This is a genomic window from Paraburkholderia solisilvae (genome assembly GCF_902859875.1).
Taxonomy (GTDB): Bacteria; Pseudomonadota; Gammaproteobacteria; order Burkholderiales; family Burkholderiaceae; genus Paraburkholderia; species Paraburkholderia solisilvae.
Genome location: NZ_CADIKF010000014.1, coordinates 68,940 through 93,204, shown reverse-complemented (window position 1 = coordinate 93,204; position 24,265 = coordinate 68,940). Strand labels below are relative to the sequence as shown.

24 protein-coding genes are annotated in these 24,265 nt (G+C 63.1%); 9 read left to right on the top strand and 15 right to left on the bottom strand.

Going from position 1 to position 24,265, the window contains the following annotated elements; genetic code table 11:
• The first annotated feature begins 298 nt into the window (after positions 1-298).
• Positions 299-1,123 carry an AraC family transcriptional regulator gene (locus HV675_RS11250; protein WP_175110974.1) on the top strand — a complete coding sequence of 275 codons (825 nt, stop codon included), beginning with the start codon at positions 299-301 and terminating at the stop codon, positions 1,121-1,123.
• Positions 1,124-1,617: 494 nt separating this feature from the next.
• Here HV675_RS11250 and HV675_RS11245 read toward each other — a convergent pair whose 3' ends face one another.
• The 4 genes from HV675_RS11245 to HV675_RS11230 all read right to left on the bottom strand — a co-directional run bounded on the left by HV675_RS11245 (position 1,618) and on the right by HV675_RS11230 (position 5,504).
• Complete coding sequence (locus tag HV675_RS11245; RefSeq protein ID WP_175111011.1) at positions 1,618-1,842, bottom strand: hypothetical protein; 225 nt, start codon at positions 1,840-1,842, stop codon at positions 1,618-1,620.
• Between the two features lie 230 nt (positions 1,843-2,072).
• Complete coding sequence (locus tag HV675_RS11240) at positions 2,073-3,419, bottom strand: enolase C-terminal domain-like protein (RefSeq protein ID WP_175110973.1); 1,347 nt, start codon at positions 3,417-3,419, stop codon at positions 2,073-2,075.
• A gap of 159 nt (positions 3,420-3,578) precedes the next feature.
• A complete protein-coding gene (gene kdgD / locus HV675_RS11235) occupies positions 3,579-4,493 on the bottom strand; it encodes a 5-dehydro-4-deoxyglucarate dehydratase (protein WP_175110972.1) in 915 nt (304 codons plus the stop codon).
• A gap of 255 nt (positions 4,494-4,748) precedes the next feature.
• Positions 4,749-5,504: a FadR/GntR family transcriptional regulator gene (locus HV675_RS11230; RefSeq protein WP_175110971.1), complete on the bottom strand. Its 756-nt coding sequence runs from the start codon at positions 5,502-5,504 to the stop codon at positions 4,749-4,751.
• Between the two features lie 425 nt (positions 5,505-5,929).
• Between HV675_RS11230 and HV675_RS11225 the strand changes: the two genes are divergently transcribed.
• Both HV675_RS11225 and HV675_RS11220 read left to right on the top strand, forming a co-directional pair.
• Positions 5,930-7,180: an MFS transporter gene (locus HV675_RS11225; RefSeq protein ID WP_175111010.1), complete on the top strand. Its 1,251-nt coding sequence runs from the start codon at positions 5,930-5,932 to the stop codon at positions 7,178-7,180.
• Positions 7,181-7,351: 171 nt separating this feature from the next.
• A complete protein-coding gene (locus HV675_RS11220; RefSeq protein WP_175110970.1) occupies positions 7,352-7,627 on the top strand; it encodes a hypothetical protein in 276 nt (91 codons plus the stop codon).
• A gap of 35 nt (positions 7,628-7,662) precedes the next feature.
• On the opposite strand, the gene HV675_RS11215 is transcribed toward HV675_RS11220, so the two are convergent.
• The 4 genes from HV675_RS11215 to HV675_RS11200 form a co-directional block, all read right to left on the bottom strand.
• Positions 7,663-8,772 carry a ferritin-like domain-containing protein gene (locus HV675_RS11215; protein ID WP_217478101.1) on the bottom strand — a complete coding sequence of 370 codons (1,110 nt, stop codon included), beginning with the start codon at positions 8,770-8,772 and terminating at the stop codon, positions 7,663-7,665.
• Between the two features lie 10 nt (positions 8,773-8,782).
• On the bottom strand, positions 8,783-10,384 hold the full coding sequence (locus HV675_RS11210; protein ID WP_175110969.1) for a GMC oxidoreductase: 1,602 nt from the start codon (positions 10,382-10,384) through the stop codon (positions 8,783-8,785).
• A complete protein-coding gene (locus HV675_RS11205; protein ID WP_175110968.1) occupies positions 10,381-10,872 on the bottom strand; it encodes a hypothetical protein in 492 nt (163 codons plus the stop codon). The genes HV675_RS11210 and HV675_RS11205 overlap by 4 nt, the downstream gene beginning before the upstream one ends.
• 110 nt (positions 10,873-10,982) lie before the next feature.
• The gene (locus HV675_RS11200; RefSeq protein ID WP_175110967.1) at positions 10,983-12,083 is read right to left on the bottom strand and encodes an acyltransferase family protein; all 1,101 of its coding nucleotides are present in this window, start codon (positions 12,081-12,083) and stop codon (positions 10,983-10,985) included.
• Between the two features lie 348 nt (positions 12,084-12,431).
• Between HV675_RS11200 and HV675_RS11195 the strand changes: the two genes are divergently transcribed.
• Both HV675_RS11195 and HV675_RS11190 read left to right on the top strand, forming a co-directional pair.
• Positions 12,432-12,818 carry a hypothetical protein gene (locus HV675_RS11195; protein ID WP_175110966.1) on the top strand — a complete coding sequence of 129 codons (387 nt, stop codon included), beginning with the start codon at positions 12,432-12,434 and terminating at the stop codon, positions 12,816-12,818.
• Between the two features lie 305 nt (positions 12,819-13,123).
• Complete coding sequence (locus HV675_RS11190) at positions 13,124-14,263, top strand: acyltransferase family protein (protein WP_246270187.1); 1,140 nt, start codon at positions 13,124-13,126, stop codon at positions 14,261-14,263.
• A 105-nt stretch (positions 14,264-14,368) separates the two neighbouring features.
• Here HV675_RS11190 and HV675_RS32750 read toward each other — a convergent pair whose 3' ends face one another.
• Positions 14,369-14,503 (bottom strand): hypothetical protein, encoded by a 135-nt coding sequence (locus HV675_RS32750; protein ID WP_281364048.1) that lies wholly within the window; start codon positions 14,501-14,503, stop codon positions 14,369-14,371.
• A gap of 15 nt (positions 14,504-14,518) precedes the next feature.
• Between HV675_RS32750 and HV675_RS11185 the strand changes: the two genes are divergently transcribed.
• The 3 genes from HV675_RS11185 to HV675_RS11175 all read left to right on the top strand — a co-directional run bounded on the left by HV675_RS11185 (position 14,519) and on the right by HV675_RS11175 (position 17,913).
• Positions 14,519-15,454 (top strand): 2-hydroxy-3-oxopropionate reductase, encoded by a 936-nt coding sequence (locus HV675_RS11185; protein WP_246270192.1) that lies wholly within the window; start codon positions 14,519-14,521, stop codon positions 15,452-15,454.
• A 227-nt stretch (positions 15,455-15,681) separates the two neighbouring features.
• Positions 15,682-17,058, top strand: coding sequence for a GntT/GntP/DsdX family permease (locus tag HV675_RS11180; RefSeq protein WP_175110964.1), 1,377 nt, complete (start codon positions 15,682-15,684; stop codon positions 17,056-17,058).
• Positions 17,059-17,268: 210 nt separating this feature from the next.
• Complete coding sequence (locus HV675_RS11175; protein WP_175110963.1) at positions 17,269-17,913, top strand: MORN repeat-containing protein; 645 nt, start codon at positions 17,269-17,271, stop codon at positions 17,911-17,913.
• A 133-nt stretch (positions 17,914-18,046) separates the two neighbouring features.
• On the opposite strand, the gene HV675_RS11170 is transcribed toward HV675_RS11175, so the two are convergent.
• From HV675_RS11170 to nthA, 6 genes are all read right to left on the bottom strand, one after another.
• Positions 18,047-18,328, bottom strand: coding sequence for a hypothetical protein (locus HV675_RS11170; RefSeq protein ID WP_175110962.1), 282 nt, complete (start codon positions 18,326-18,328; stop codon positions 18,047-18,049).
• Positions 18,325-18,807 carry a DUF2778 domain-containing protein gene (locus tag HV675_RS11165; protein WP_175110961.1) on the bottom strand — a complete coding sequence of 161 codons (483 nt, stop codon included), beginning with the start codon at positions 18,805-18,807 and terminating at the stop codon, positions 18,325-18,327. The genes HV675_RS11170 and HV675_RS11165 overlap by 4 nt, the downstream gene beginning before the upstream one ends.
• Positions 18,808-18,819: 12 nt before the next feature.
• A complete protein-coding gene (gene tssD, locus HV675_RS11160) occupies positions 18,820-19,302 on the bottom strand; it encodes a type VI secretion system tube protein TssD (RefSeq protein WP_175110960.1) in 483 nt (160 codons plus the stop codon).
• A gap of 407 nt (positions 19,303-19,709) precedes the next feature.
• Positions 19,710-20,045: a nitrile hydratase accessory protein gene (locus HV675_RS11155; protein ID WP_175111007.1), complete on the bottom strand. Its 336-nt coding sequence runs from the start codon at positions 20,043-20,045 to the stop codon at positions 19,710-19,712.
• 148 nt (positions 20,046-20,193) lie between these two features.
• Complete coding sequence (gene nthB, locus HV675_RS11150; RefSeq protein WP_175110959.1) at positions 20,194-20,862, bottom strand: nitrile hydratase subunit beta; 669 nt, start codon at positions 20,860-20,862, stop codon at positions 20,194-20,196.
• A complete protein-coding gene (nthA, locus tag HV675_RS11145) occupies positions 20,859-21,554 on the bottom strand; it encodes a nitrile hydratase subunit alpha (protein WP_175110958.1) in 696 nt (231 codons plus the stop codon). The genes nthB and nthA overlap by 4 nt, the downstream gene beginning before the upstream one ends.
• Positions 21,555-22,226: 672 nt before the next feature.
• Here nthA and HV675_RS11140 point away from each other — a divergent pair.
• A complete protein-coding gene (locus HV675_RS11140; protein WP_246270186.1) occupies positions 22,227-24,176 on the top strand; it encodes an ABC transporter ATP-binding protein in 1,950 nt (649 codons plus the stop codon).
• The last annotated feature ends 89 nt before the right edge of the window (positions 24,177-24,265 follow it).

The window sequence follows — 24,265 nt, the reverse complement described above, 5'->3', positions numbered from 1 at the left end:
CGTCGGCATCATGAAAGACGACGCGGCGAGCGACAGATCAGATGCTTCCCGCACCGGAGCCGCTTGCAGGATTCTTCAAGACAGCCCTGTGCGCCACGTGCTACCGTGGGCTGGCAAGCGATACCTGCCGGAGCGCGCGTGCGCGATTGCGTTGCGGGTGAAACGTGTCGGGACGGCCGTTTGATTAAATTGTTCGGACACGGCGCTCACGACAGGGATTCACGTTGACATGCACGGGAGACGCAAATACGCTTGAATGCCGGTAGTCGAATGGGGCTGGCGAAGTTCAGAGGTTAGTATGTCGAATGACACACATGTCAAGGTTTGGCGGCTGTCGGACCTTCGCGATGCGGAGATGCTCAAGGGCAACTACGTGGGCCACATTTATCCGTGGCACTCGCATGAAGAAGTGAGTCTCGGGCTGGTCGTGCAAGGTGCGATCAATCTTCGTACGCGCTCGCGGCAGGGCGTGGCAAAGGCGGGTTCCTTTACCCTTATCAACGCGGAAGAAGCGCACTACGGAACGCCCGCCGCACAGGAAGGCTGGCGCTGCCGGACCATCCATCTTCATCCGGAAATCGTGCAAAGCACGGCCGACGAGTTACGCAGGCATGCGCCGGCGTCCGCTGTCGTTTTTCGCGGACCGACATTCGAAGATGCCGACGCCGCACGCGAACTGCTCGAACTGCATATTCGCTCGGAGATCGAGACCTCGCCGCTCGAGCGGCAATCGTGGATGGTGACGCTCATTGCGCGGCTTTTGCTGAGGCATTCGGAGGTTTCAGTCTCCATGCCCGAACGTTCGCGCGAGCCCGGCGCGGTTGAAACCGTGCGCAGCTATCTCGAGGGACACCTCGCAGACAAAGTGACGCTCGATGAACTGGCGGCCACCACGTCCATTCCGCCGTTCCGGCTCTTGCGCGCATTCCAGCACACCTTGGGCCTCACGCCGCACGCCTATCAAACCCAGGCGCGCATCCGCGCTGCGCGCGACATGCTGCGCGACCATCGTTCGCTCGCCGATATCGCAGCCGTCACGGGGTTCGCCGATCAGGCCCATCTGACCCGGGCCTTCAAGGCGATCATGGGTATGACACCCGGTCAATACCGGGCGGCTGAATAAAGCGACCCGGTCAGGACGACGACTGCGCTCGCGCCAATAAAAGAGCGCGCACCGCCAGCGCGACGGAACACGCGCCGAGAGGGACTTGTTGAGACAAAATAAAGTTGTATAGCGATGGCTTTTCAGATCGGCTTTCGTGGTGGGCAGATATCGTGCAGCCGAGACGCGCGAGCTTCGTGAACGGCTGATCCGGCAGCGTCGCGGGCAAGGACACGGTGCGAGCTACCCGCCGTGGGTCAGACTCGGCGGATTCTCCAACTGCGGCAACTCGTTCCATGAGCTAAGTATTGCGCACCCAGAATTCGGCGGGCACGTCTGTTCCCTGACGACAGACTCGCTCCTGACCATCGACGACTGCCACACCCGACAGCAACTGGCGAAGGTGCCTGCCGCCGAAGCCGCACTGTATGGGTCAATCGCTACCTCAGCGGGAAGGCGAGCCGCATGGTGCGGCCCGCCTGTTGTCGGGACGCAAACAGCACGTCCTTGCCACGTCAAGTCCCGACTGCGCCATCGTCCTGCGAAGCGGCACTATCGGCGGTATCGGCAGCATCGCCTTCCTTCTTCTCGACAAGACCCTCGAGCGCCTTGGCACCTTCGAACCCTGCAACCGCTGCAACGGCCTTCGTCAGCAGACCAGCATCAGGATCGACCTTTTCCACCGCCTCCACAGCTGCGATGGCGCCACCAATCTTGCCGACTTCATCCAGGATTCCCATCATTGCCTCCATGTGATCGGACGCCCTATTACGTCCTGCCGTACTCTAACGGCTTTTCAGCCAGCAAATGGCAAACTGTCCTTCCCGGTCCGGCGAATTAACAATTGTTGACTGATTCCAATCTGGTTTTCGAAGTAGATTGGCGTCAACAAAATCGCTCGACGACTAAGGAAGTGAACAGGAGAACGTACCGGCGGTGACCAAAGCCTAAGCGGTGGGTGCACAGCGGCCTATCTGACAAGCGCCGGCCGCTTGTTGTCGAACCTCCAGTCCGGAATCAGATACTGCATCGCGACCGCATCGTCACGCGCACCGAGGCCGTGCTGCAGATACAACTGATGCGCCTCTTCGAGCCGCGCATGATCGACTTCAATGCCCAGCCCCGGCTTTTGCGGCAGCGCGATCTGCCCTTGCTCGATCAGCAGCGGCTCGCGCGTCAGGCGCTGGCCGTCCTGCCAGATCCAGTGCGTATCGATGGCGGTGATGCGGCCCGGCGCCGCGGCCGCGACGTGCGTGAACATCGCGAGCGAAATATCGAAGTGATTGTTCGAGTGCGAGCCCCATGTGAGCCCCCAGTCCGCGCAGGTCTGTGCGACGCGCACCGAGCCGCGCATCGTCCAGAAATGCGGGTCCGCGAGCGGAATGTCGACTGCGTTCAAGCGCAGCGCGTGGGTGAATTGCCGCCAGTCGGTCGCGATCATATTGGTCGCCGTCGGCAGGTTCGTCGCGCGGCGGAATTCGGCCATCACTTCACGGCCTGAAAAACCGTTCTCGGCGCCGCACGGGTCTTCCGCGTAAGCGAGCACGTCGTGCTGGTCGCGGCACAGGCGGATCGCTTCGGCAAGCGACCACGCGCCGTTCGGATCGAGCGTGATGCGCGCATCCGGGAAACGTTCCGCGAGCGCGGTGACCGCTTCGATTTCCGCATCGCCCTGCAACACCCCGCCCTTCAGTTTGAAATCGTTGAAGCCGTAACGCGCATGCGCGGCTTCGGCCAGACGCACGATCGCTTCCGCCGTCAGCGCTTCGTTACGACGCACCGCGTCCCATGCATCGCTCGGGTCCGCTTCACGCAGATACGGCAAATCGGTCTTGCCCGGATCGGCGATATAGAACAGGTAGCCGAGCACCGGCACCGACCGGCGCTGGATGCCTTCGCCGAGCAGCGCGGCGACCGGCACGCCGAGAAACTGCCCGAGCAGATCGAGCAGCGCCGCTTCGATCGCAGTGACCGCATGCACGCCGACGCGCAAGTCGAAAGTCTGCAGGCCGCGTCCGCCGTCGTCGATTGTGGAAAGTTGCGCGCGCACCGATTCGAGCACCGCGTTGTACGCGCCGAGCGGCTGGCCGATGACGAGCGGGCGCGACTGTTCGAGCGCCGCGCGGATCTTCTCGCCGCCGGGCACTTCGCCGATGCCGGTGCGGCCGGCGCTGTCCTCGATCAGCACGACATTGCGCGTAAAGAACGGACCATGTGCGCCGCTCAGATTGAGCAGCATGCTGTCGCGGCCGGCGACCGGTACGACGGTCAGCGCGGTGACGACAGGCGTATCAGCGGAGGGTGACGGCAGATTCATCGGTGTGGCCTATCAGGTGACCGGTTGACGCAATGTGGGGCTGCGTTCGAAGCAGTCTCGGTGTGAGCGGCGACCGGCGGTGCGTATGAAAAGCGTCGCACGGCCCGCCGCCGCCGTGTCAATTCAATGTGCGATTCGCTGCACGAGTTAACGCGTGAATTACTGCGCGCCGACTTTTTTGATCAGCGTGTCAAGCATCTCGAGCTCGGCGTCGGTCAGATCGGTCAGCGGCGCACGCACCGGGCCCGCGTCGCGGCCGACCAGCTTCGCGCCCGCCTTGACGATACTCACCGCATACCCCGCGCGGCGGTTGCGGATGTCGAGGTACGGCAGGAAAAACGTATCGAGCAGTTGGCCGATCGTCGCGTGATCGTCTGCGGCGAGCGCGCGGTAGAACTGCATCGCGGTCTTCGGAATGAAGTTGAACACCGCTGACGAATACACCGGCACGCCGAGCGCCTTATACGCGGCCGCATACACTTCCGCGGTCGGCAAACCGCCAAGATACGAGAAACGGTCGCCGAGCTTGCGGCGAATCTGCACCATCGCTTCGATATCGCCGACGCCGTCCTTGAAGCCGATCAGATTCGGGCAGCGGTCCGCGAGACGCGCGAGCACGTCTGCGCCGAGCTTCGAGTTCGCGCGGTTATAGACGATCACGCCGATATCGATTGCTTTGCACACCTGCTCGACGTGCGCGGCAATACCGTCCTGGCTCGCTTCGGTCAGATAGTGCGGCATCAGCAGCACGCCCTTCGCACCGACGCGCTGCGCTTCCTTCGCATACGCGATTGCGGTGCGCGTCGGGCCGCCCGCGCCCGCCAGAATCGGCACCTTGCCCGCACAGGTTTCGACCGCGGTGCGCACGACGTCCGTGTACTCGGCCGGCGTCAGCGAAAAGAACTCGCCGGTGCCGCCGGCGGCGAACAGCGCAGTGGCCCCGTACGGCGCGAGCCATTCGAGGCGCTCCGCGTAGGTCTTCGCATTGAAGTTGCCGTCGCGGTCGAAATCGGTGACGGGGAACGACAGCAGGCCCTCCGAGACGATCTGCTTCAGTTCTTGTGGTGCGGTCATGATGGTGGTGTCCTGTGGGCGCGGCTCGATCGCGCTCGACTGAATTTGAATAAGTGACTGGCAAGACGGCGCAGGCCGATTCATACCGGCGCGCCCTTGTTATATGTCATCGTACAACGTACGTTGCGGCGGATCAAGTGGTCGATAAGCAGATCATCAGCCGCGTGCAGCGCGGATACGCGTAAAAAACGGGGCAGCCGCCCCGTTCCATCAAGCGTTGCGCCGACCGATACGGCGGCACGCAACATCAGGTGGTCAAGCCGTCTCCGGCATCTTCCCCGCCGCTTCCTGCGCGCGACGCAAGCGCTCGCGGCTATTCGACAGGTGCATGCGCATCGCAGCGCGCGCCGATTCCGGATCGCGCCGCGCGATCGCATCGTAGATGTCTTCGTGCTCGCGATTCACGCGGTCGAGATAGGTCTCGGGGTCGTTCTGCGCGAGCGCCGCCGAGTTGACCCGCGTACGCGGAATGATCGCGTTGCCGAGCTGACTCAGGATGCTGTGGAAATAACGGTTGCCGGTGGCTTTCGCGAGCTCCAGGTGAAACGCGACGTCGGCCGCGACCGCATTGCCGGTGCGTTGCGCGACATGTTGCTGGAACTCGTCGAGCGCGCGGCGCATCTCCTTCAGGTTTTCGTCGCTGCGGCGCACGGCGGCAAGCCCCGCCGCTTCGGCTTCGAGGCTGATGCGCAATTCAAGAATCGCCATCACGTCGCGCACCGTCAGCTCGCTTGGCGCACCGCCGAGAAAACTCTCCTGCTCCTGCGGCTCGAGCACGAAGGTGCCGATGCCGTGGCGCGTCTGCACGAGGCGCGCCGCCTGCAGGCGCGAAATCGCCTCGCGCACGACCGTGCGGCTCACGCCGAGCTGATTCATGATCTCGGACTCGGTCGGCATCTTGTCGCCGGGGCGCAGCGCCCCGCCGCGGATGCGCTCGGACAGCTCGGCGACGACTTCCCCGGTCAGATTGCGCGCGCGGCGCAGCGGACGCGCTTCAGGAGCTTGAGGCATGGCGAGGGCCAACGAAGGGCGGGCGGTTCGGAAGTCCCCATTATAGAGGCGGAGCGAGGCCTTGTACGATGACTTCCGTGCAAGCCGGCCGCCTTTCACGCGTAACGCGGAGCGCTTCGCGCAGCCGGCCGGCACAGTCCCCAGGCCCGGCGCCACCGCCGTTCGGCCGCCACCTGGGGTTAGCCCGGATTGGTGCGCGCAGCACGACCCCGCACACTGATGTACGACAACATATAACTGGCAACCGTTGGGAACCGTTCAAGGCAGCCACCCGGCTATCGAAGCGGCCCGCTTCGCGCGGATTTCGACGTCGCCTGGTTTTCCGGAGATGCGCTGTGCCCGTCGCCCCTACCCTTTCCTCACCCGAGACGCTCGAGCGCGCGGTCAGCAAGGCGAAACGCCATCTGTTTCCGCTGCTGCTCGTGATGTTTATCGCGAACTACGTCGATCGCGTGAATCTCGGCTTCGTCGCATCGCATCTGAAAGTGGACCTCGGCATCGGTGCGGCGGCGTTCGGTCTGGGCAGCGGTCTGTTCTTCGTCGGCTATGCGATTTTCGAAGTGCCGTCGAACATGTTGATGCAGAAATTCGGCGCGCGCGCGTGGCTCACGCGAATCATGTTCACATGGGGCATCGTCGCGGCGGCGATGGCATTCATTCAAGGGCCCGCATCGTTCTACGCGCTGCGCTTTCTGCTCGGCATCGCCGAAGCGGGTTTCTTTCCGGGCGTCGTCTATTACTTCACCCAGTGGTTTCCGCGCCGGCATCGCGGCGAGGCGGTCGCGGTGTTTCTTGCCGGCTCCGCGTTCGCCTCGGTGCTGTCGGGGCCGATCAGCGGCGCCTTGCTGTCGGTGCGCGGCCTGGGCCTCGCAGGCTGGCAGTGGATGTTCCTGATCGAGGGCCTGTTCTCGGTCGCGTTGTGCGGCCTGTGCTGGCTGTTGCTGAAGTCGCGGCCCGCCGAAGCGCCGTGGCTCGCGCGCGATGAACGGCAAGCACTCGAAGACGCGCTTGCCGCCGAGCAGAACGAACGCGACGCGGCGCGCGGCGGCAAGCTGCCGGTCGGCGCGCTGCTGCGCGACCCGCAGCTGATCCTGTTCTGCCTGCTCTACTTCGCGATCCAGCTGACAATCTATGCGGCCACCTTCTGGCTGCCGACCATCATTCGCAAGATGGGCGGGTTGAGCGACTTCCAGGTCGGACTGCTGAATGCGGTGCCGTGGCTGCTTGCGATCGGCGGCATGTACGGGTTCGCGATGCTGTCGCGACGCTGGCGCCATCAGCAGGCGTGGCTCGCCACGTCGCTGATCGTCGCGGCGGTGGGGCTCTTTGCATCGACCAAAGGCGGCGCGGTGTTCGCGTTTGTCGGCATCTGCATTTCGGCGCTGGGGTTCAAGGCGGCCGCGTCCCTTTTCTGGCCGATTCCTCAGGACTACCTCGACGTGCGGATAGCGGCCGGCGTGATCGCGCTGATCAATTCGCTCGGCAATCTCGGCGGGTTCTTTGCGCCGGCCGCGTTTGGCTATCTGCACGAACACACGGGCTCGATTTCCGGCGGCTTGTATGGGCTCGGTGTGATTTCGGTGGTTGCCGCGCTGGCGGCCTTTCTGGCGCGCGATGTGCCGACCAGACGCACGCCGGGACCCGATGCGAACGGCGCGCCGCATTCGGCGAGTTGAAGCGCGGTGCGTCATGGCGGTGCGGTGCGGTGCGTCGCGCGCCGCGCCCTACCGCGCATGAGCAGTCAGTGCGTTTTGCCATCGTCCCGCTCATCGTCCACGGCTCGCCTGACGCCTCTGCGGGAATGACGTTTGCGCGCAATATTGCTCCAGCAGATGCAGGGGCAAAAGATGACAGCATCCGTTGTAATCGGCCTGATCGTTGCGGTGCTCGCGGCAGGCTTCGCGCATCACGAAATTCCGGCTTTCACGCAAGGCTTCGTCAAGAAAGAGATCGCACATCTGGTGCTGATCGTCGTCGGTTGCGCGTTCGGCGTGGTTTGCGCATGGCTGCCCGCGTTGCCGATGCCGCGTTGGGCGGCATTTGCGATCGGCTTCGGCGTCGTGCATCTTCCGGCGTCCGCGATTTTGCTGCTCAAGCGCTGGCGGCATGCGGGGCAGTCGTGATCCGCCGCATCTGATGCTTTCGTTCCGTCGCGCTGCTATCCCGGCAACCGCCCCGCGGACGGTCCGCCGCTTCGCGCGAGATCGGACGGCGGCTCCGCCCATTCGAAGCTCGGCGCCCCGTGCGGGCTGTCGGCGCGGTCATCGACAGGCAGGCTCATCATTTCAATGGCGATCGGCGTCAGTCGATGCATGCCGCCGGTGATCGCGTCATAGAGCACGGACGGTACGCCGTTCAACGCCGTTTCGATCTGCGTCAGCAGCAGCGAATATTGCTGGTTGAAATGCTCATTGAGCTCGGCCAGCTTCGAACCCGGCGCGTAGTCGCTATGCTTCGGATTGGTTTTGATCGGATACACGGCTTCGTAATCGACCCTGAGCGGCTCGCCGCCCGGCGGGTCGAACGCACTATCCCCCACACGATAGTGCCGGCCGCACCGGATTTCATTGAACCGGAAGTAGTGGGCGAATTCGGTCGGCTGATTGAAATCGATCGCATCGTCATCGTCGATTGAACCATGGCAGCCCTCGCCCTGGCTCACGATCGTTTCCAGCGCCTCTAGCGCGCTCGCCAGGTTGGACACCACGACAGGCTTGCCGCTGCCCGCCCAGTAGTATTGCTCGCCGACCTGTTTGCGCGAGTCGCCGCAAAACACGTGCGGCTCGCCATAGGCTTCGCACAGCTTGCGCAGCCGCTCGCCAAGCATGGTGTAAAACTCGCCGATCGTGAGGCCGGATATATCGAGGTCAGGCGCCGCGGCCGGCGAACGTCCGCGGGAAACGAGCGCGTCCGGAATCTCGATCTGCAGGAAGGTTTGCAGCGCCTCAGGACTGAAGCGTCGCAAGTCGACATCGAACTCGCGAAACCTGAACGCCTTGCCCTGAAACGCGAGCCGCACAGGAAAGCGCGGAACCTGCCCGCTGCCGAGCCGCACCCTGCCGCCAATGCTCGACATCAGATTGCCGACCAGCACCATATGCAGCATCTCTTCCATCATCACGCTGCGGATGAGTTCCGCACTGCCGCGATTCGCGTCCCGCCTGATGCTCAGCAGAGCGATCAGATAAGGCGGAATGGTGGAGAGTTCGAGTTCGAGCGCGGTCTGAAGCAGCGGATACAGCGCCTCTTTTTCGTCTTGCAGTGTCATGACGGGCTCCTCAGTGCGCACCGCGCTGTTGCGCGAGGTGTTCACCCAGCCGCAGCGCAAGCGCCGTGAGGGTCAACGTAGGATTGACCGCGCCCGTGTTCGGGAACACCGCGTTCGAGCACACATACAGATTCTCCATGCCGTGCACGCGCAAATCGTGGCCGGTGACGCCCTGTTCGGGCGCGTCGCTCATGCGGCACGTGCAGGCCGCGTGATCGGCACGCCATGAGATCGACGGCGCGCCGGTCAGCGTGGCGCCCATCGTTTCGAAGATGCGCTGCACCTGCTGCTGGACTTGCTGCATGCGCGCGGCAAACGATGGCGCCTGGCTGTAGTCCACCAGGGTTTCCTGCATGCCCATGCGGTTCGTCCTGTCGAAGTTCGCGATGCGATTCTCCGGTTCGCTGAACACTTCGAGCATGCCGTGCAATTGAATCTGCGTCGGCCCCGTGACATGCTGGTCGAGTTCGGTCCCGCGTATGCCGGCCTGCATCTGCGAGAGCAGGTCGACCGTCGAGCCGTTCGGCGGATTCACGAGAATGAACTTCCCGTCGCGCTGCTCCGCGGGACTGTCGAAATGGCGCGACACGAGCGTCGGAAAATTCATTTCCGCCTGCAGCCGCAATGCGTTGGCAGGCAGATTCGCGGTAAAAATGAAGTACGGGTGCGTGACGATATTGCGTCCGACCAGATCGTGGTCGTTGCCGATGCCGTTCGCCCAGAACGTCGATGTCGAGCGCAGCAGCAGCTTCGACGATTCGATGGTCCCGGCCGCGACGATGATCGTGTCGGCCTCGATCGTCAACCGCTCGCCCGTTTGCGCATCGCGGACGATCACGCCGGCGGCACGATCTTTCGCCGATACGATGATCTGCTCGACGATGCTTTGCAGGCGAACTTTCAAATTCGGGTAATCGCCCCACGACAGCATATCGTCGAGAAAGTTGTTCGCCGAGTAGCGCGCGCCGAACGGGCAGTACTTGCAGGTTCCGGTCGTCTGACACGGCGCATGGCGCGAAACCGTGTCGGTGATGCCATGGCGAGCGATCGGCAGGTGCGAATACTGCAGCTGCAACGCGTCCATCGCTTTGGCAACCGGCTGATCTTCAAGCGTGTACGGAAACGCGGGAAACGGATAGGCCCGGCTGCGCGGCACGGTTGGATCCTGCGCATCGCCCGATACGCCGATGTAGTGCTCGGCCTCGCAATACCACGGTTCCAGCGCGTCGTACGCAAACGGCCAGTCGAGACCGCGCCCGGCATTCGTATTGAGCGCGAAGTCTTCGGGCTTCAGCCGGAAAGCCCACCCGCCCCAGTGAATGGTCGAGCCGCCGTATGTGAACGCGCGCGCACCGTCCAGCGGAATGGTCGTCTTGCCGGCGTTCACGTTTTCGCCGGCATGATCGCGCTCGGGATAAGGCAGGTCGTAATACCGTGTGTAAGGCAGCTTGCCCGACACCACGTAGTCATGCCAGATGGCCGAGTCTTTCATCTGCACCTTTTGCCCGGCTTCCAGAAGCAGAATGTCCGCGCTTTTATCATGCGCAAGCAGACGGTTGGCAAGCGCGGTCGCCGCGACACCCGAGCCGATGATCAGCGTGTCGACCTTCATTGTTCCGCTCCGGATGAGCTGGGGAGATCGGGCGTGCGGTAAGGCGTTTGGGCGCCCGGAATATTGGGGCCGCCGATATAGCCGCAGTAATTGACGGCGCCCGATGCCTTGAAACCGCCGAGGCATAACTGCAGCGCGATGAATTCGTTCGACACCATCTGCCGCACCACCGCGAGCGGCGTTTCGGCGGGCACCCTGTTCGCATCCTTGTCCGTGAACAGGCGCGTGTACGCCGCTTCGCTGCCGAACTCGCGAATCAATTCCCGCATCACGTCGCGCGCGTTCGCGTAGTACTGGCCATAAATCGGCCGCAACCGGATGCGATCCAGCATAAAGCTGTAAAGCTCCGCGCGATGGGGCGTCGCATCGTCCATGTTGCCCCAGAACTTGCCAATGTTGACAAAGATGTCCCACATCGACGCGAAGACGTCATCGTCGATGGCGGGCACCGCGGGGCTCAGCGGGTGTTTTGCGATGGGCTGATACATCGACGTCTCCTCGCGATCGACTTGCCCTTGATTATCGGATCACAAACCGCGTGACGATATCGACTATGACGAAGATCAATGCAAACGGACGAATGACGTATCGAATCGCCCTATTCGGCAATCGGCCCGTTGCAAGGCCGTGGAAAGGCGAGGCGCGTGGCGGGTTTCAACTTCAGAGCCGGCTTTTCGATCCAGCGCCAGCTGAGAAAGGCAAACCCGGCGCTGGCGAGCAAGGTGGACGCAAAGATCATCCACGGACCGATACCGGGCACATACCACGTCAACAGCTTTTGAATCGGCCACCCGTAAAGATAGATGCCGTATGAGAGATCGGCGCGTCGATCCGTTTTCCGCGACTTCCACCACGCGGGAGCCGACGCGGCCGCGAACAGCGCATAGGCCCCCACCAACAGAACGGCCGGTCGCAGCAAAACCGGATCGAACATCGACGCGACGAACATGGCGCACGCCAGCATTGCCCGAACGGGTCCGAAACCGATACGGTCGCGAAAGCGCGCGTAGCAACTGCCGACCATAAACAATGCGGCGAACCAGGCGATCGAGTCGGACACTCTCAACGCGTTGATGCCGAACAAGACATGCTGCGGATGCGCGACGCCCGCAGGCGGCACATATCCGCCCACCGCGATTCCGATCGCAACGGTTAGCGCCAGCAGCAGATAGCGCTGGCTGAATAGCCCGGCGAGTCCGCACAGCAGCGCGAGCAGATAGCATCGGAATTCGAACGAAATGGTCCACATCGAACCATTGACCAGTTGCGCCGTGGTACCCGCAAACACCGGCGGTGTTTCGGGCATGTGAAGCAGCACGAGCCCTCGCAAGAACCGTCGGACATCGAGACCGGCAAAGTACGCGTGCGCGTCGGCGCCTAACGGTCCAACGACGAACACCGAGAATAGCGACGCCACGATAAACCCGGGATAGAGACGCAGCACTCTCCTTGCGAGGAATCGTTTCGCGGAAGGATCGGCAAGCCAGCTTTGCGTGATCAGATAGCCGCTGATGAGGAAAAATCCATCGACGGCGAGCCCGCCAGGATTGATCGCCAGGATTTTCGCCGCGTAGGGGTCGGCAACGCGCGTCAGCAGGAAGCTATGAAAGAAGACCACGACGCACGCAAAGAACAGCCGCAGAGAATCGAAGTTCGGTTGTTGCCCATGGTCAATGGCGCGCGCTAAAGGTGATGTCATGCGTAAAAGCCGCTTTCTGGAAAGACGGCATTATCGACGCGATTGACGTTTTATGTCCGTGAAAACAATCGCCATGCTTGAGATCCGGTCACTGACCGTTATCGACGAAAGCCCGTCGCGCCTTTTGTCGGAAAACCGGCACGGGCGGATCACGCGAAAGATCTGCTTGCCTGTATTATCTGGCCGTGACGGACGGCTGCCGCGGGCGTCCAGTCACGGGGCAGCCAGCATCCCGGCGAGAAACCCGATCAACGGCGTCACGCGCCGGCCTGGAGACGTAGACGTTCCCGGATAAACGGCGTACAGGAGCCTCACTTGAAAGTACTTGTCTGGTTGCACGTCGCATGTATGTTCATCGGATTTGCCGGGCTGGTGTCGAACGATTTGCTGCTGTGGGCGGTCTCTCGCGAGCGTGCGAGTACGGTCACGCGGGAGGTCGTGCGGCGCGTTGGAGCGATCGGCGTGCTCGGCAGGATACTGGTCGTCGTCGGCATTGCCATCGGCTTGCTTCTCGCTCGTCCGTTCGGATACGCAGCGTTCTGGTTGATCGCCACATACGTGCTTGTCGGATTGTCGATCGTCCTCGGCGCCGCCGCTTACGAACCTTTGAAGAAACGATTTCTCGATTCGACCGGCGATTCGACGCCTCGTCAGCGTAACTTTCTGATATCGGTCGTTTTCGTGAATTCGGTTCTCTGGGTCGCGGTAATCTGGCTCATGCTTGCAAAGCCATAAGGTTATTTCTACACCGCCCTATCGGGACGCATCGTACGTCCCGCCCTCCGCGAAACCGTCTTCACGAATTGGAAACAGACATTCGCGACCGCGGGTACATCGTCTGCTGAACTAGCTGCCACGAAGGCGACGGGACAGGTCGACACGCTGTTGTGTTGTGCCGCGATCTCGCAGCCGCGGTCGATTCGCCCAATCATTGAACGTTGCAGCCGGCGCCTGACGCGCAAGGGTCGGCGGCCAGGGTATGACGTTAACAACCCCGTTCACAAATCGCTTGTCTCGCGATTCACGAGATTGATTGAGCGATGCGACTCGACCGTACCCAATGCCCCGGACTAGTGAGGAACATCGTGTACAAGTCTCTCCAGGCCTGTCGAGCGGCAGCGGCTTTGTCGGTCGTACTGTTTCACCTCGGCACGCAGTTGGCGCTCGGTAAAACCTTTGGTATTGCCTGGTTCGGAGAACTGTTCAGGTTCGGCCGCGCCGGCGTGGATTTCTTCTTCGTGCTTAGCGGCTTTATTGTCGTCACGGCCCACCAAAGCGATTTTTTTCAGCCAGCTCGGCTCTTTGCCTACCTCCGCAAGCGTGTCACCCGGATTTACCCGATTTACTGGTTCATTTTCGTAACGACAGCCTGTCTGGCGATGACGATGCCTTCGACGCGCGCCGCCCTCCCGCATGACACGCCGCTGATCGTCAAATCGCTTGCGCTGGTGCCGCAGGATCCCACCGTGGTGGGCGGAACTGGCGCACCGGTGATCGTGACCGCATGGACCTTGCAGTACGAACTCGTGTTCTATGCCATCGTGGGACTCTTTATTTTCGGACGCGTGACGGCTGCCCTCGTGGTGGTCGCGATGCTCGCCAATTCGCTATTGTGCATGGACGTATGCAGGTTCCCATCGGAGTTCTTTGCGAGCCCGTATTTCCTGCTGTTCGGGCTTGGGGCGGCCATCGCGTTCGTATGCCGTGCGGCGCCGCGAATGCGTCACGCGCGCGTGGTCGCCGCGCTCGGCGGCATCGCATTTGCGCTGACAGCGGTGATCGAGACGGCAACACGCGCGCCGCTGGGAAGTCATGTATCGATCATCGCGTACGGCTTGTCGTCAGCGGCCGTTATCTTTGGCCTCGTCAAGGCCGAAGACGTCGGACAGGTCGTGGGCGGCCACCGCTGGACGCAGTTGCTCGGCGATGCGTCTTACTCGCTTTATCTGCTGCATTTTCCCGTCTTGAGCGTTCTGTGCAAGATCGCATTGGCGAGCGGCCTGCATGGCTTGCGAGGCGCGCTTGTGACGTTCGGGTTCGTATTGATCGGGTGTGTCGCGAGCGGAGTCTGCTTGCATGTCTGGGTGGAGAGGCCGGTGCTGCGATTGCTGCGTCGCTTTTCGTCGTCGCGCCGTGCAGTGCACTCGCGCAAGGTGAGCGGTGCGGAGGCGGAATCGTAGTGTTTTGTATGGCTGAGGAGAAGCTTCGAAAGCGAAGATTAGCTACCGCGGATTTTCTTTCATATTAATTACGTGCGGTGCCGACCCCAGCCAGATAAGGCTTTCTCACGGCTCATATTTTTCAAACCGGTTGAAGATAATTGTCAGCTTCGATACGGCGTGAATAACAGGCATTCGAAAGAAATCTTTCGGTATGTCTGGCGCGTCGATGCGGCCGTGCGCCACGACTGCGAGTACCATCGCGGAATCCGTGCCATCCGACGGACTCCTTCACCCCTCACCCACTTCAAAATTCACGAGGACACCATGGCAAAAGCTGGCTTTATCGGACTGGGCATCATGGGCACGCCAATGGCGGCCAATCTGATCAAAGGCGGTCACACGCTGTTTCTGCATAGCCGCTCGGGCGTGCCCGACGAACTCGTCCAGCAGGGCGGCAAGGCCTGCGCGTCGCCGGCCGAGGTCGCACGCGAAGCGGATATCGTGTTCCTGATGGTGCCGGACACGCCGCACGTCGAAGCGGTGCTGTTCGGCGAGCATGGCGTCGCAGCGACGCTCGGCAAGGGCAAGATCGTCGTCGATATGAGCTCGATCTCGCCGATCGCGACCAAAGGGTTCGCGAAGCGCATCAACGAACTCGGCAGCGACTACCTCGACGCGCCGGTATCGGGCGGCGAAGTCGGCGCGAAAGCCGCGTCGCTGACGATCATGGTCGGCGGCCCGCAACCGGTGTTCGACAAGGTCAAGCCGTACTTCGAACTGATGGGCAAGAACATCACGCTGGTCGGCAACAACGGCGACGGGCAGACCGCCAAGGTCGCCAATCAGATCATCGTCGCGCTGAATATTCAGGCGGTCGCCGAAGCGCTGCTGTTCGCATCGAAGGCAGGCGCGGATCCGGCCAAGGTGCGCGAGGCGCTGATGGGCGGCTTCGCGTCGTCGCGCATCCTCGAAGTGCACGGCGAGCGGATGGTCAAGCGCACGTTCAATCCGGGCTTCCGCATCAATCTGCACCAGAAGGATATCGCCCTCGCGAACGAAGGCGCGAAGGCGCTCGGCGTGTCGCTGCCGAACACCGGCGCAATGGGACAACTGATGAACGCCGCCGTCGCGCTGGGCCTCGGCGACCTCGATCACTCGGCGCTGTGCCAGGCGATCGAAACGTTGTCCGCGCATCGAATCGCGGGCTGATTCGAACCGGCTTTGCTCAAGCGTGATCGGCGCGCATCGGCTTGCGCTTCGATCACGCGAGGCAGCAACATGAGGCGGCAACCCGAGGCGGCGCGAACCCGCTTCATCGAGCTGTACCGCTACGCCATCGACCCGCCCAGCCGCTACAATCGCCGCTGGCCGACGGGCGCGCTTGCGCGACGATCACCGCACCGCTTCGGCCGTACGCTTACGACACCGGAGACGCAGTGCACCTTACAGCCACCTTTACCCCCTGGTCGTCTCACGACACGCGCCTGATTTTTTCCTGCGCGCTCGGCCTCGTGCTGATCATCGTCTTTATCAGTGCGCTCAAGCTCGCACCGTTCCTGTCGATTCTGGTCGGCACGTTTGCGGCCGGCTTTACCGCGGGCCTGCCGCTCGAAGCCGTCGCGAGCGCATTCAGCAAGGGCGCGGGCGCGCTGCTCGGCGACATCGGCATCATCATCGCGCTCGGTGCAATGCTCGGCGCGCTGATGACCGATTCAGGCGCCGCCGACCGGCTCGTCACCACCCTCCTCGAACTCGCGACGCCACGCCGCCTGCCGTGGATGATGGCGCTCGTCGCGATCATCATCGGTTTGCCGCTGTTCTTCGAAGTGGGCCTCGTGATGATGGTGCCGATCATCTTCGTGATGGCGCGCCGCTCGCAGCAGCCGATTCTGCGCATCGCCGTACCGGCGCTCGCCGGCATGACCACCTTGCATGCACTGCTGCCGCCGCATCCGGGTCCGCTGATCGCCGTCAGTGCGCTGCACGCGGATCTCGGCATCACGCTCGGGCTCGGCCTGATCGTCGCGATTCCGGCGGTCATTCTCGCCGGGCCGCTGTATGGCGGCGTGCTCGCGAAGCACATGCAAATCGCCGAACCCGAAGAGATGGGCAAGCTGTTCCGCTCCGACACCGCGCCCGCCGAATCGCCCTCGTTCGCGATCTCGCTGATCACGATGCTGATGCCGGTGATCCTGATGCTCGGGCGCACGGTCGCCAAACTGCTGCTCGCACCGCACACGTTGATGTTTGACACGCTTGACTTCCTTGGCGAGCCGCTCGTCGCGCTGGGGCTCACCGTGCTGTTCGCGATTGTCGCGCTCGGCTGGGCGCGCGGCATGCCGCGCGAGCGCGTCGGCGGCATCCTGCGCAAGAGCCTGCCGCCGATCGCCGCGCTGCTGCTGACGATCGGCGCGGGCGGCGGTTTGAAGCAGACGCTCGTGGTCGCCGGCATCAGCACGACGGTCGGCAAGATCGCGGTCGGCGCGCATCTGCCGCTGATCCTGCTCGCGTGGCTGATCGCGGTCGCGCTGCGTCAGGCGACCGGTTCCGCGACCGTTGCGACGACCACCACCGCGGGCATCATCGCGCCGGTGGTCGCGGGCTTGCCGGCCACGCACAATTCGCTGCTCGCGCTGGCAATCGGCGCCGGGTCGGTGTTCTTCTGTCACGTCAACGATGCGGGCTTCTGGATGGTCCGCGAATACTTCGGGCTGCAGTTGAAGCAGACCGTATTCGTCTGGTCGATTCTGCAGACCATCGTGTCGGTGGTCGGCCTTGCGTTGACGCTCGCGCTATGGGGCGTGCTGACCTGATACGGTATTCGCTGTGCGAAGCATCGTGCGGCTCACTGCATATCAAATGACGAAGCCGCGCGTGGCCACGCGGTTCTTATGATGTGACCGGAGACTGTGCATCAGCGCACACATCGTCGCAAGACGCCATTGCCTTTGAAAGGTAGACACGTTAATTTTCTTCGCTAACACGGCTTTCTCTCGAGCAAGACGACCTGAAAGGAGACCACCGTGCTGTGCACACACTGGCTACCTCCGGCGCCGCTCGCTGTACTGACGGCTGCCGTCGCAACGATTGCGCTGATCGCACCCGCGAGCGCATCGGCCGACAGTAACGACACCGCGGCAGGCGGCACGCAGGTTATCGGCAATTCGCCCGACGTCAATTCACCCGCGGCGGCTTCGCCCGGCGTCAACGCGGTCAGTGTGAATGCTCCTGCAACGGCCGACGACACGGCCGCTGCGCCGTCCGCAGCGTCTTCCGCCATCAATCCCGCCGATCCGAATCCGCCGAACCTTCCCGGGCAAGTCATTCTCGGCGATGGATTCGTCTACCAGGGCAGCTTGCGCAACGGCATGCCCGACGGCAAGGGTGTCAAGCGCTGGCCGAGCGGAGACTGGGTCGCCGGCGACTTCGCCGAAGGGCTGCTCGAAGGCAACGCGGCGATTCATCATTCGGATGGCGGCACGCTGACCGGCACGTTCAGGCGCAACGCGCCATGGGACGCGGTCGAAAAAGACGTCAACGGCAACGTGATCGCGATGTATCAGGGCGGCGTGATGCGCGCCGTCACGCAAACGGCGGCGCCTGCGCAAGGGGGTTCGGCTCCGGCAGTCCAGCAGGTTCGTTCGGGAACCGCTGTTTCCAATCAATAGCGGTATCGGTTACGCGAGGAGACGGTCTGCCGGAGTGGGATTGCGGCGGGTTTTCTCTGCGTGATATCAGCAAGCGCAGGCATGTCGGCAAATCGATGCCTGCGCTTGCATCACTGACTGGCTTGACGGTGATTCAGGTCGTGCGGTTTCTAAAACGTCGCATTCCAACTATAGCAAACCAAAGCACAACACCGGTCAGTGTCCACGATATGCATGAAACAATGAACGTCGCCATGATATCTGCTTCTTCGGTATGGTATTGCGGCTCGAGGCCGGTCATGCGTAGCCCGAATTCCGTCGCATAGCGAAGCCAGTCTGGCATCTCGATGGGTATTTCCAGATATATCCTGGCGAACAGCCCACCCGTCACATAGGTCCAGGCAAGGAAGCCGAAGATGCGCACCAGCTTTCTCACTGGACAATCACCGTTCCGTATGCCTTGTCCGTCGTACCCGGTACAGGCATGTCCGGTCGGCGTAACCGGATATAGCGTTCGAGCCTGTCAAACTCGACAGCCGACTGCACGGTAATGCAACCTTCGCTATAGTTTCCCGAACCAGCCGGATGCAAACGGAACTCCCCCCGCCTGACGCCATTGATGAAGGTTGAGTCACCGGTTCGCTCGTTCCACAACATGAACCATTTCGAGCGGTCAGTCGAGAACACACTCATCTGTGAAAACAGGTCATAAAGCCATCCCATTCGGCCGCCTGAATGCCGGTCGAGCAGATAGTATTTTCCTGGTGGGATCGGGCCAATCTTCTCAATGGCAATTGCCTGCGGGTTGTCACGACCATCCTTCTGCCCTGAGAATGCATTGACAGTGCCAAAGCCCGAACAAGAGAGCTTTGAGGTGAACTGGCCGTTAAGTCTGAATGTACACTGGATCGGCATAACGCACCCCGTTCAGACGGCGCGCCATGTGTCGGCAAAGAGCAGATTGCCGTCATGGTAGTTCCATGTAATTTCACCATACCTCAGCTCAACGACTTCGAAGTGGCTCCGGTGGGCGTTCTGATGTTCCTTGATGTTCAGCAGCCTCGGCGAAATCGACGCTACCCGCACGCTCTTCATGGACATCGTGAAATAGTTTTCTTCCAGGCCCGCATCGCTCGTTCGGTACCACCTGAGCACCGCGCTGTTGAGCATCATTCCGCGCACAATGCCCTGATACAGCAGCGGCGATGACCGGTCGATTTCCTTCTCGATCGTCAGCGGTCGGTGCGAGTGCAATCCCATAAGCCTGCCGGTGTGGTGATCGACGGGCGCGTCGATGCCATGCGTCACACTCAGGACTTCAATGCTTCCCTCGCGTCCGAGCACTTCACTGCCACCTCTAAGCGGTGCGTCGCCTTCATCGGTGAGCCAAAGATGCAATGGTGTTCCCATCCTGCTGTCCTCCTGTCGGTTGAAGTTTTACGGGTCTATAAGACACCGAAATTTCTAACACGGCAGTAAGGAACGCATGTAAAGATTCGTCGCGGCCTGTCTTTGAATAACGCTGCTTTCGATGTGTGTCACTCATTGACGTGATTCGGGATCAACAGCGGACGAAGCCTGCAGCAGGCTCAAACACAAAGGGCTGGCTTCTAACCGTCCAACTTCCCATGGCCGGTTCAAAAAACGCCCCCGCGCAGGCGCACTTCTGGAGTAACCGCGTGAATCCCGTTCCGCGGCTCTCGATAGCAACGCTGTGCATCGCAAGCCACCGCGCCAGCGTCAACGCATAAAAGCAGGCAATGCGCGCGCCGGCCAACGCCCGAACAAAGGGCCGACTCAAGCGCAATCAGGCTCAATCAAAGCTCGATCGGCTGCCCATGCGGCGTACGGCGCGCCGCACGATCCCACGCCTCGCGCCTGTCCAGCAAGCCTTGATGCGTCACGCAGCCTTTCGTCGCCGCGATGCGTTCGAGCGCGGTCAACCAGTGGCGGTAGTACGTGTCGCCGAGGTCCGGGTCGCCCGCCGCTTGCGCGTCGCGAATCGCGTCGTGCAGAAACGCGGCCCACTCGGCCCACGTGAACACGCCTTGCCGCTGCAGCGCAAGCGTCATCGCAAACGCTGCCGCTTCCCATGGCGCGTTGAATACCGGTGCATCGCCATCGCGCGGCAAGTCCGGCAAATGCGCAAACATCTCTGGCGACGCGTGTATTGCGAGTGTTGCGTCCGGCACGTGCGTCGCCGCGTTCTGCGCGTCCTGCGCATTCGCTGTCGCCGATGCGCCCGGCGCGGGCGGTCTGTGCGGTGCGTTCGAGGTCGGTATCATCGCAGTGCCGCCGTGCTCATCCATTTGCATCCACGGGTTCGAGATACGGCTCCCAGCAATCGACCCAGACCGACGCGGCGCTCGTATCGTCGCCCCACAGTTCCGTCGCCGCGAAGCGCACCGAATAGAGCCAGCGTGGCTGCTCGCCCTGCCCGAGCGCATTCGCGTCCGGCAACACGTGCGCGCCGCGCACCGCGACGATTTCACCGCGTTTGCCGCGGCAATAACGCGGCAAACGCGTATGCGTGGGCGGATTCATTTCCCGCGCGCGCACCGTATCGCCGATCGCGAACCGCGCGGGGTAACCCATCGGTCGGTCGTATGGAAAGCCGCGCGACAAGGTGGCCTGCACGTCCTTCGCCTGCAGGACGCGCGCAACCTTCGCGGCCGGCTGCATCGATATGCCCGCGTCGATTTCTTCCGCGCTTGCCAGGCCGTGTTCGATCACAAGCTTGCGCAAGCCTTCGAACCAGATCTGGTAATACGTGCTGGTCAGGTACTGACCAGGCGGCAGGCTTTCGCGCGCGGCGCGCGACGCGTCGATATTCCATTTGCCGGTCACCCCCATCGCGAGCGTCAATGCCAGCACGCGCGGTTCCCAGTCCGCGTGAAAGATCGGCTCGTCCGCTTCGGGCCGCACCGGGCCGAAGCCCTGCATGCCGCCCATATCCTGTGCGCCGTTCATGCGCCGCCCCCTTGTGATCCGCGCGCCGCAGCGGGTGCGCGCGGCAAACCGGTGCCGATCATCGAATCGCGCGTGACGAGTTCCGCCAGCGCCGCTTCGCTCCAGCCGCCGACGCCTTCCGGACGCATCGGCAGCACCATATAACGCACTTCGGAGGTCGAATCCCACACGCGAAATTCGACGTCCTCGGGCAATTCGAAACCGAAATCCTTCAGTACGCCGCGCGGGTCGATCACCGCGCGCGAGCGGTACGGCGCGGACTTGTACCAGACGGGCGGCAAGCCGAGCACCGGCCACGGATAGCACGAGCACAGCGTGCAGACGACCATGTTGTGCACGCGCGGCGTATTCTCCAGCGCAACCATATGCTCGCCGCCGCGGCCCGAATAGCCGAGCGACGCGATCGCGGCGGTCGCGTCTTCGAGCAGCCACGCACGGTAGGCCGGGTCGCTCCATGCGCGCGCCACGACGCGCGCGCCGTTACGCGGGCCGACCTGATGCTGATACGTATCGATCAGCGCATCGAGCGCTTGCGGATCGACATAGCCTTTCTCGACCAGCAGCGATTCGAGCGCGCGCACGCGCAGGTCCATCGGGGACAGCGTGCTGCCCTCGCGGCCGTGTTCGTGGTCATGGTGATGATCGTGCGCGACGTGATGGCCGTCGCGCTGCGTGTGACTGTCGTGGCTCATCGCAGTCCCTTTGAAGACGCGCAAAACACATCGACTTAGATGGCGGAATGAGGCAGCCAGTATGGTTTGCCGGCCCACCGATTGCAAATGCTTCATACGATGCGGTGCACACAGATAGCGGCGGGTAGGCGTTCCGCACGCACCCGGCCGGCGCGAGCGCAAGTATCTTTGACATTCGCTTCATACGGCATAAAGGCAGCACGCCTTTGCGGCGCGTAGTGCGGGCGCGATACTGCTCGTCTGCGGCATTCGAGACCGCGTCGGGCCGCGCACGCGCGCATCGCGCGGGCGGTACAATGCGCATTCCGTAAAACGGAGTCCCGGAAGACAAGCGCCTGCGTGCTGTACGCGCACCACGCACCGCGCCACGCGCCTCCGCAGGGGCAGGCGTCGCGTATCCGAAGCCGTTTCGAATAGCGCGATCGCCCGCGCGGCACGCTGAACGGCCCGCCGCCGGAGTGCCGGCCACCGGAGCGCCGCCCGCACAATCTGCATCACGCGACACGCCCGGGTCAGCCGCTTTTCACTTTTCCGCACTGTTGGGGACGCACCGGCAACCGAAGGAAATCCCTGTGCGCAGGACGCCCGCCGGCGTGCAACCGGTGCGCAACCTTTCCGACCGCTCTTTTCACGAGGTAATCGCGTGGCCCTGCAAGCCGCGCGCAGTAGCATATGGCTGACAAGAAATCGAACCACGGCACGCAGGCGTTTCGCAGCGTGCTCGCTTTTGCATTCGCCCACTGGTGCAAGCAGCCGGTGCGCGCCGGTACGGTCGCGATGCTCGCGTTGTGCGGCGCACTCGCCGACGTGATGACGCCGCTTTACGCCGGGCGGCTGGTCGACGCGCTGTCGGCCGGCGCCGCCAGCGCGGCGGCGAAGGCGCACGCGTGGCCTGCCGCATCGACCGCATTCAGCGCGCTGATCGCGCTCGGCTTCGCCGGCATGCTGCTGCGCCAGGCGGTGTACCGCAACATCATCACGATGACGCTGCGCATGATGAGCGAAATCGCCGCGAGCGGCTTTCACCGCGTGCAGCGCTTTTCGACCGACTGGCACGCGAACAGCTTCGCCGGTTCGACGGTGCGCAAGATCACCCGCGGCATGTGGGCGCTCGATCTGCTCAACGACACCCTGCTGATCACGCTGCTGCCGTCGTGCGTGATGCTGATCGGCACCACCGCGCTGCTCGGCGCGCATTGGCCGGTGATGGGCGTGATCGTCGGCGCGGGCTCGCTGCTGTATATCGCGGTGACGTGCACGCTGTCGCTGCGCTATGTCGCGCCGTCCGCGCGCCTCGCCAATATGTGGGACACGCGGCTGGGCGGCGCGCTTGCCGATGCGGTCAGCTGCAATGCGGTCGTGAAGGCGTTCGGCGCGGAGGACCGTGAAGAAACGCGGCTCGACCGGGTCGTCACGAAATGGCGCAAACGCACGCGCCGCACCTGGAAGCGCGGCACGACCAACGGCGGCCTGCAAAGCGGCATGCTGGTGCTGATGCAGGCGGCCATCGTCGGCACCGCGCTGTGGCTATGGATGCACGACAGCGCGAGCGTCGGCGACATCACTTTCGCGCTGACCACGTTCTTCCTGCTGCAAGGCTATCTGCGCGACATCGGCCTGCACGTGCGCAATCTGCAGCGTTCGGTCAACGACATGGAGGAACTCGTCGCGCTCGAGCATGAGCCGCTGGGTATCGAAGACCGGCCGGGCGCGGGCGTCATCGACATCCGGCGCGGCGAGATCCGCTTCGAGCACGTGACGTTCCGTTACGGCGCGCAGCAGGTGCCGCTTTACCAGGACCTGTCGATACGCATCGCGCCCGGCGAACGGATCGGGCTGGTCGGGCATTCGGGCTCCGGCAAGACGACCTTCGTGAAGCTGATCCAGCGGCTCCACGACATCGACGCGGGCCGCATCACGATCGACGGCCAGGACATTGCGCAGGTGCAGCAGGCGTCGCTGCGCCGGCAGATTGCGATCGTCCAGCAGGAGCCGGTGCTGTTTCACCGCTCGCTCGCGGAAAACATCGCGTATGCGCGGCCCGGCGCGAGCCAGGCCGACATCGAACGCGCCGCGCGCCTCGCAAGCGCGCACGAATTCATCGCCGCGCTGCCGCAAGGCTACGACACGCTCGTCGGCGAGCGCGGCGTGAAGCTGTCGGGCGGCGAACGGCAGCGTATCGCGATCGCGCGCGCCTTTCTCGCCGATGCGCCGGTGCTGATCTTCGACGAAGCGACCTCGAGCCTCGACAGCGAAAGCGAAGTGCTGATCCAGCAGTCGATGGAGCGGCTGATGACCGGCCGCACGACGCTGGTCGTCGCGCACCGGCTGTCGACGGTGCGCTCGCTCGACCGGCTGCTGGTGCTCGATAAGGGCCGCATCGTCGAGGAAGGGCCGCACGAACAGCTGATCGGGCGCGAAAACGGGCTGTACCGCCGGCTCTTCACGCGTCAGGCAATCGAACTCGCGAAAGGCATGCTCGACGACGGCGGGCACCACGATACCGCGGCGGCCGGCGGTGCGATCGACGAGGTCGGCGCGGTGAACGATGGGCCGCCTGTCAATTACGCCGGCGATCCGGCCACGACTCACGGCCTCGGGCCGATCGGCGCGGGGCGCTGAGGGGGAGCGAGCCCCCGGCCGCCGCGCAGAATGAACCGTCCGAGCATCGTTTTGCGCCGATCGATCATGCCCGCGCGACTTACCCTGCT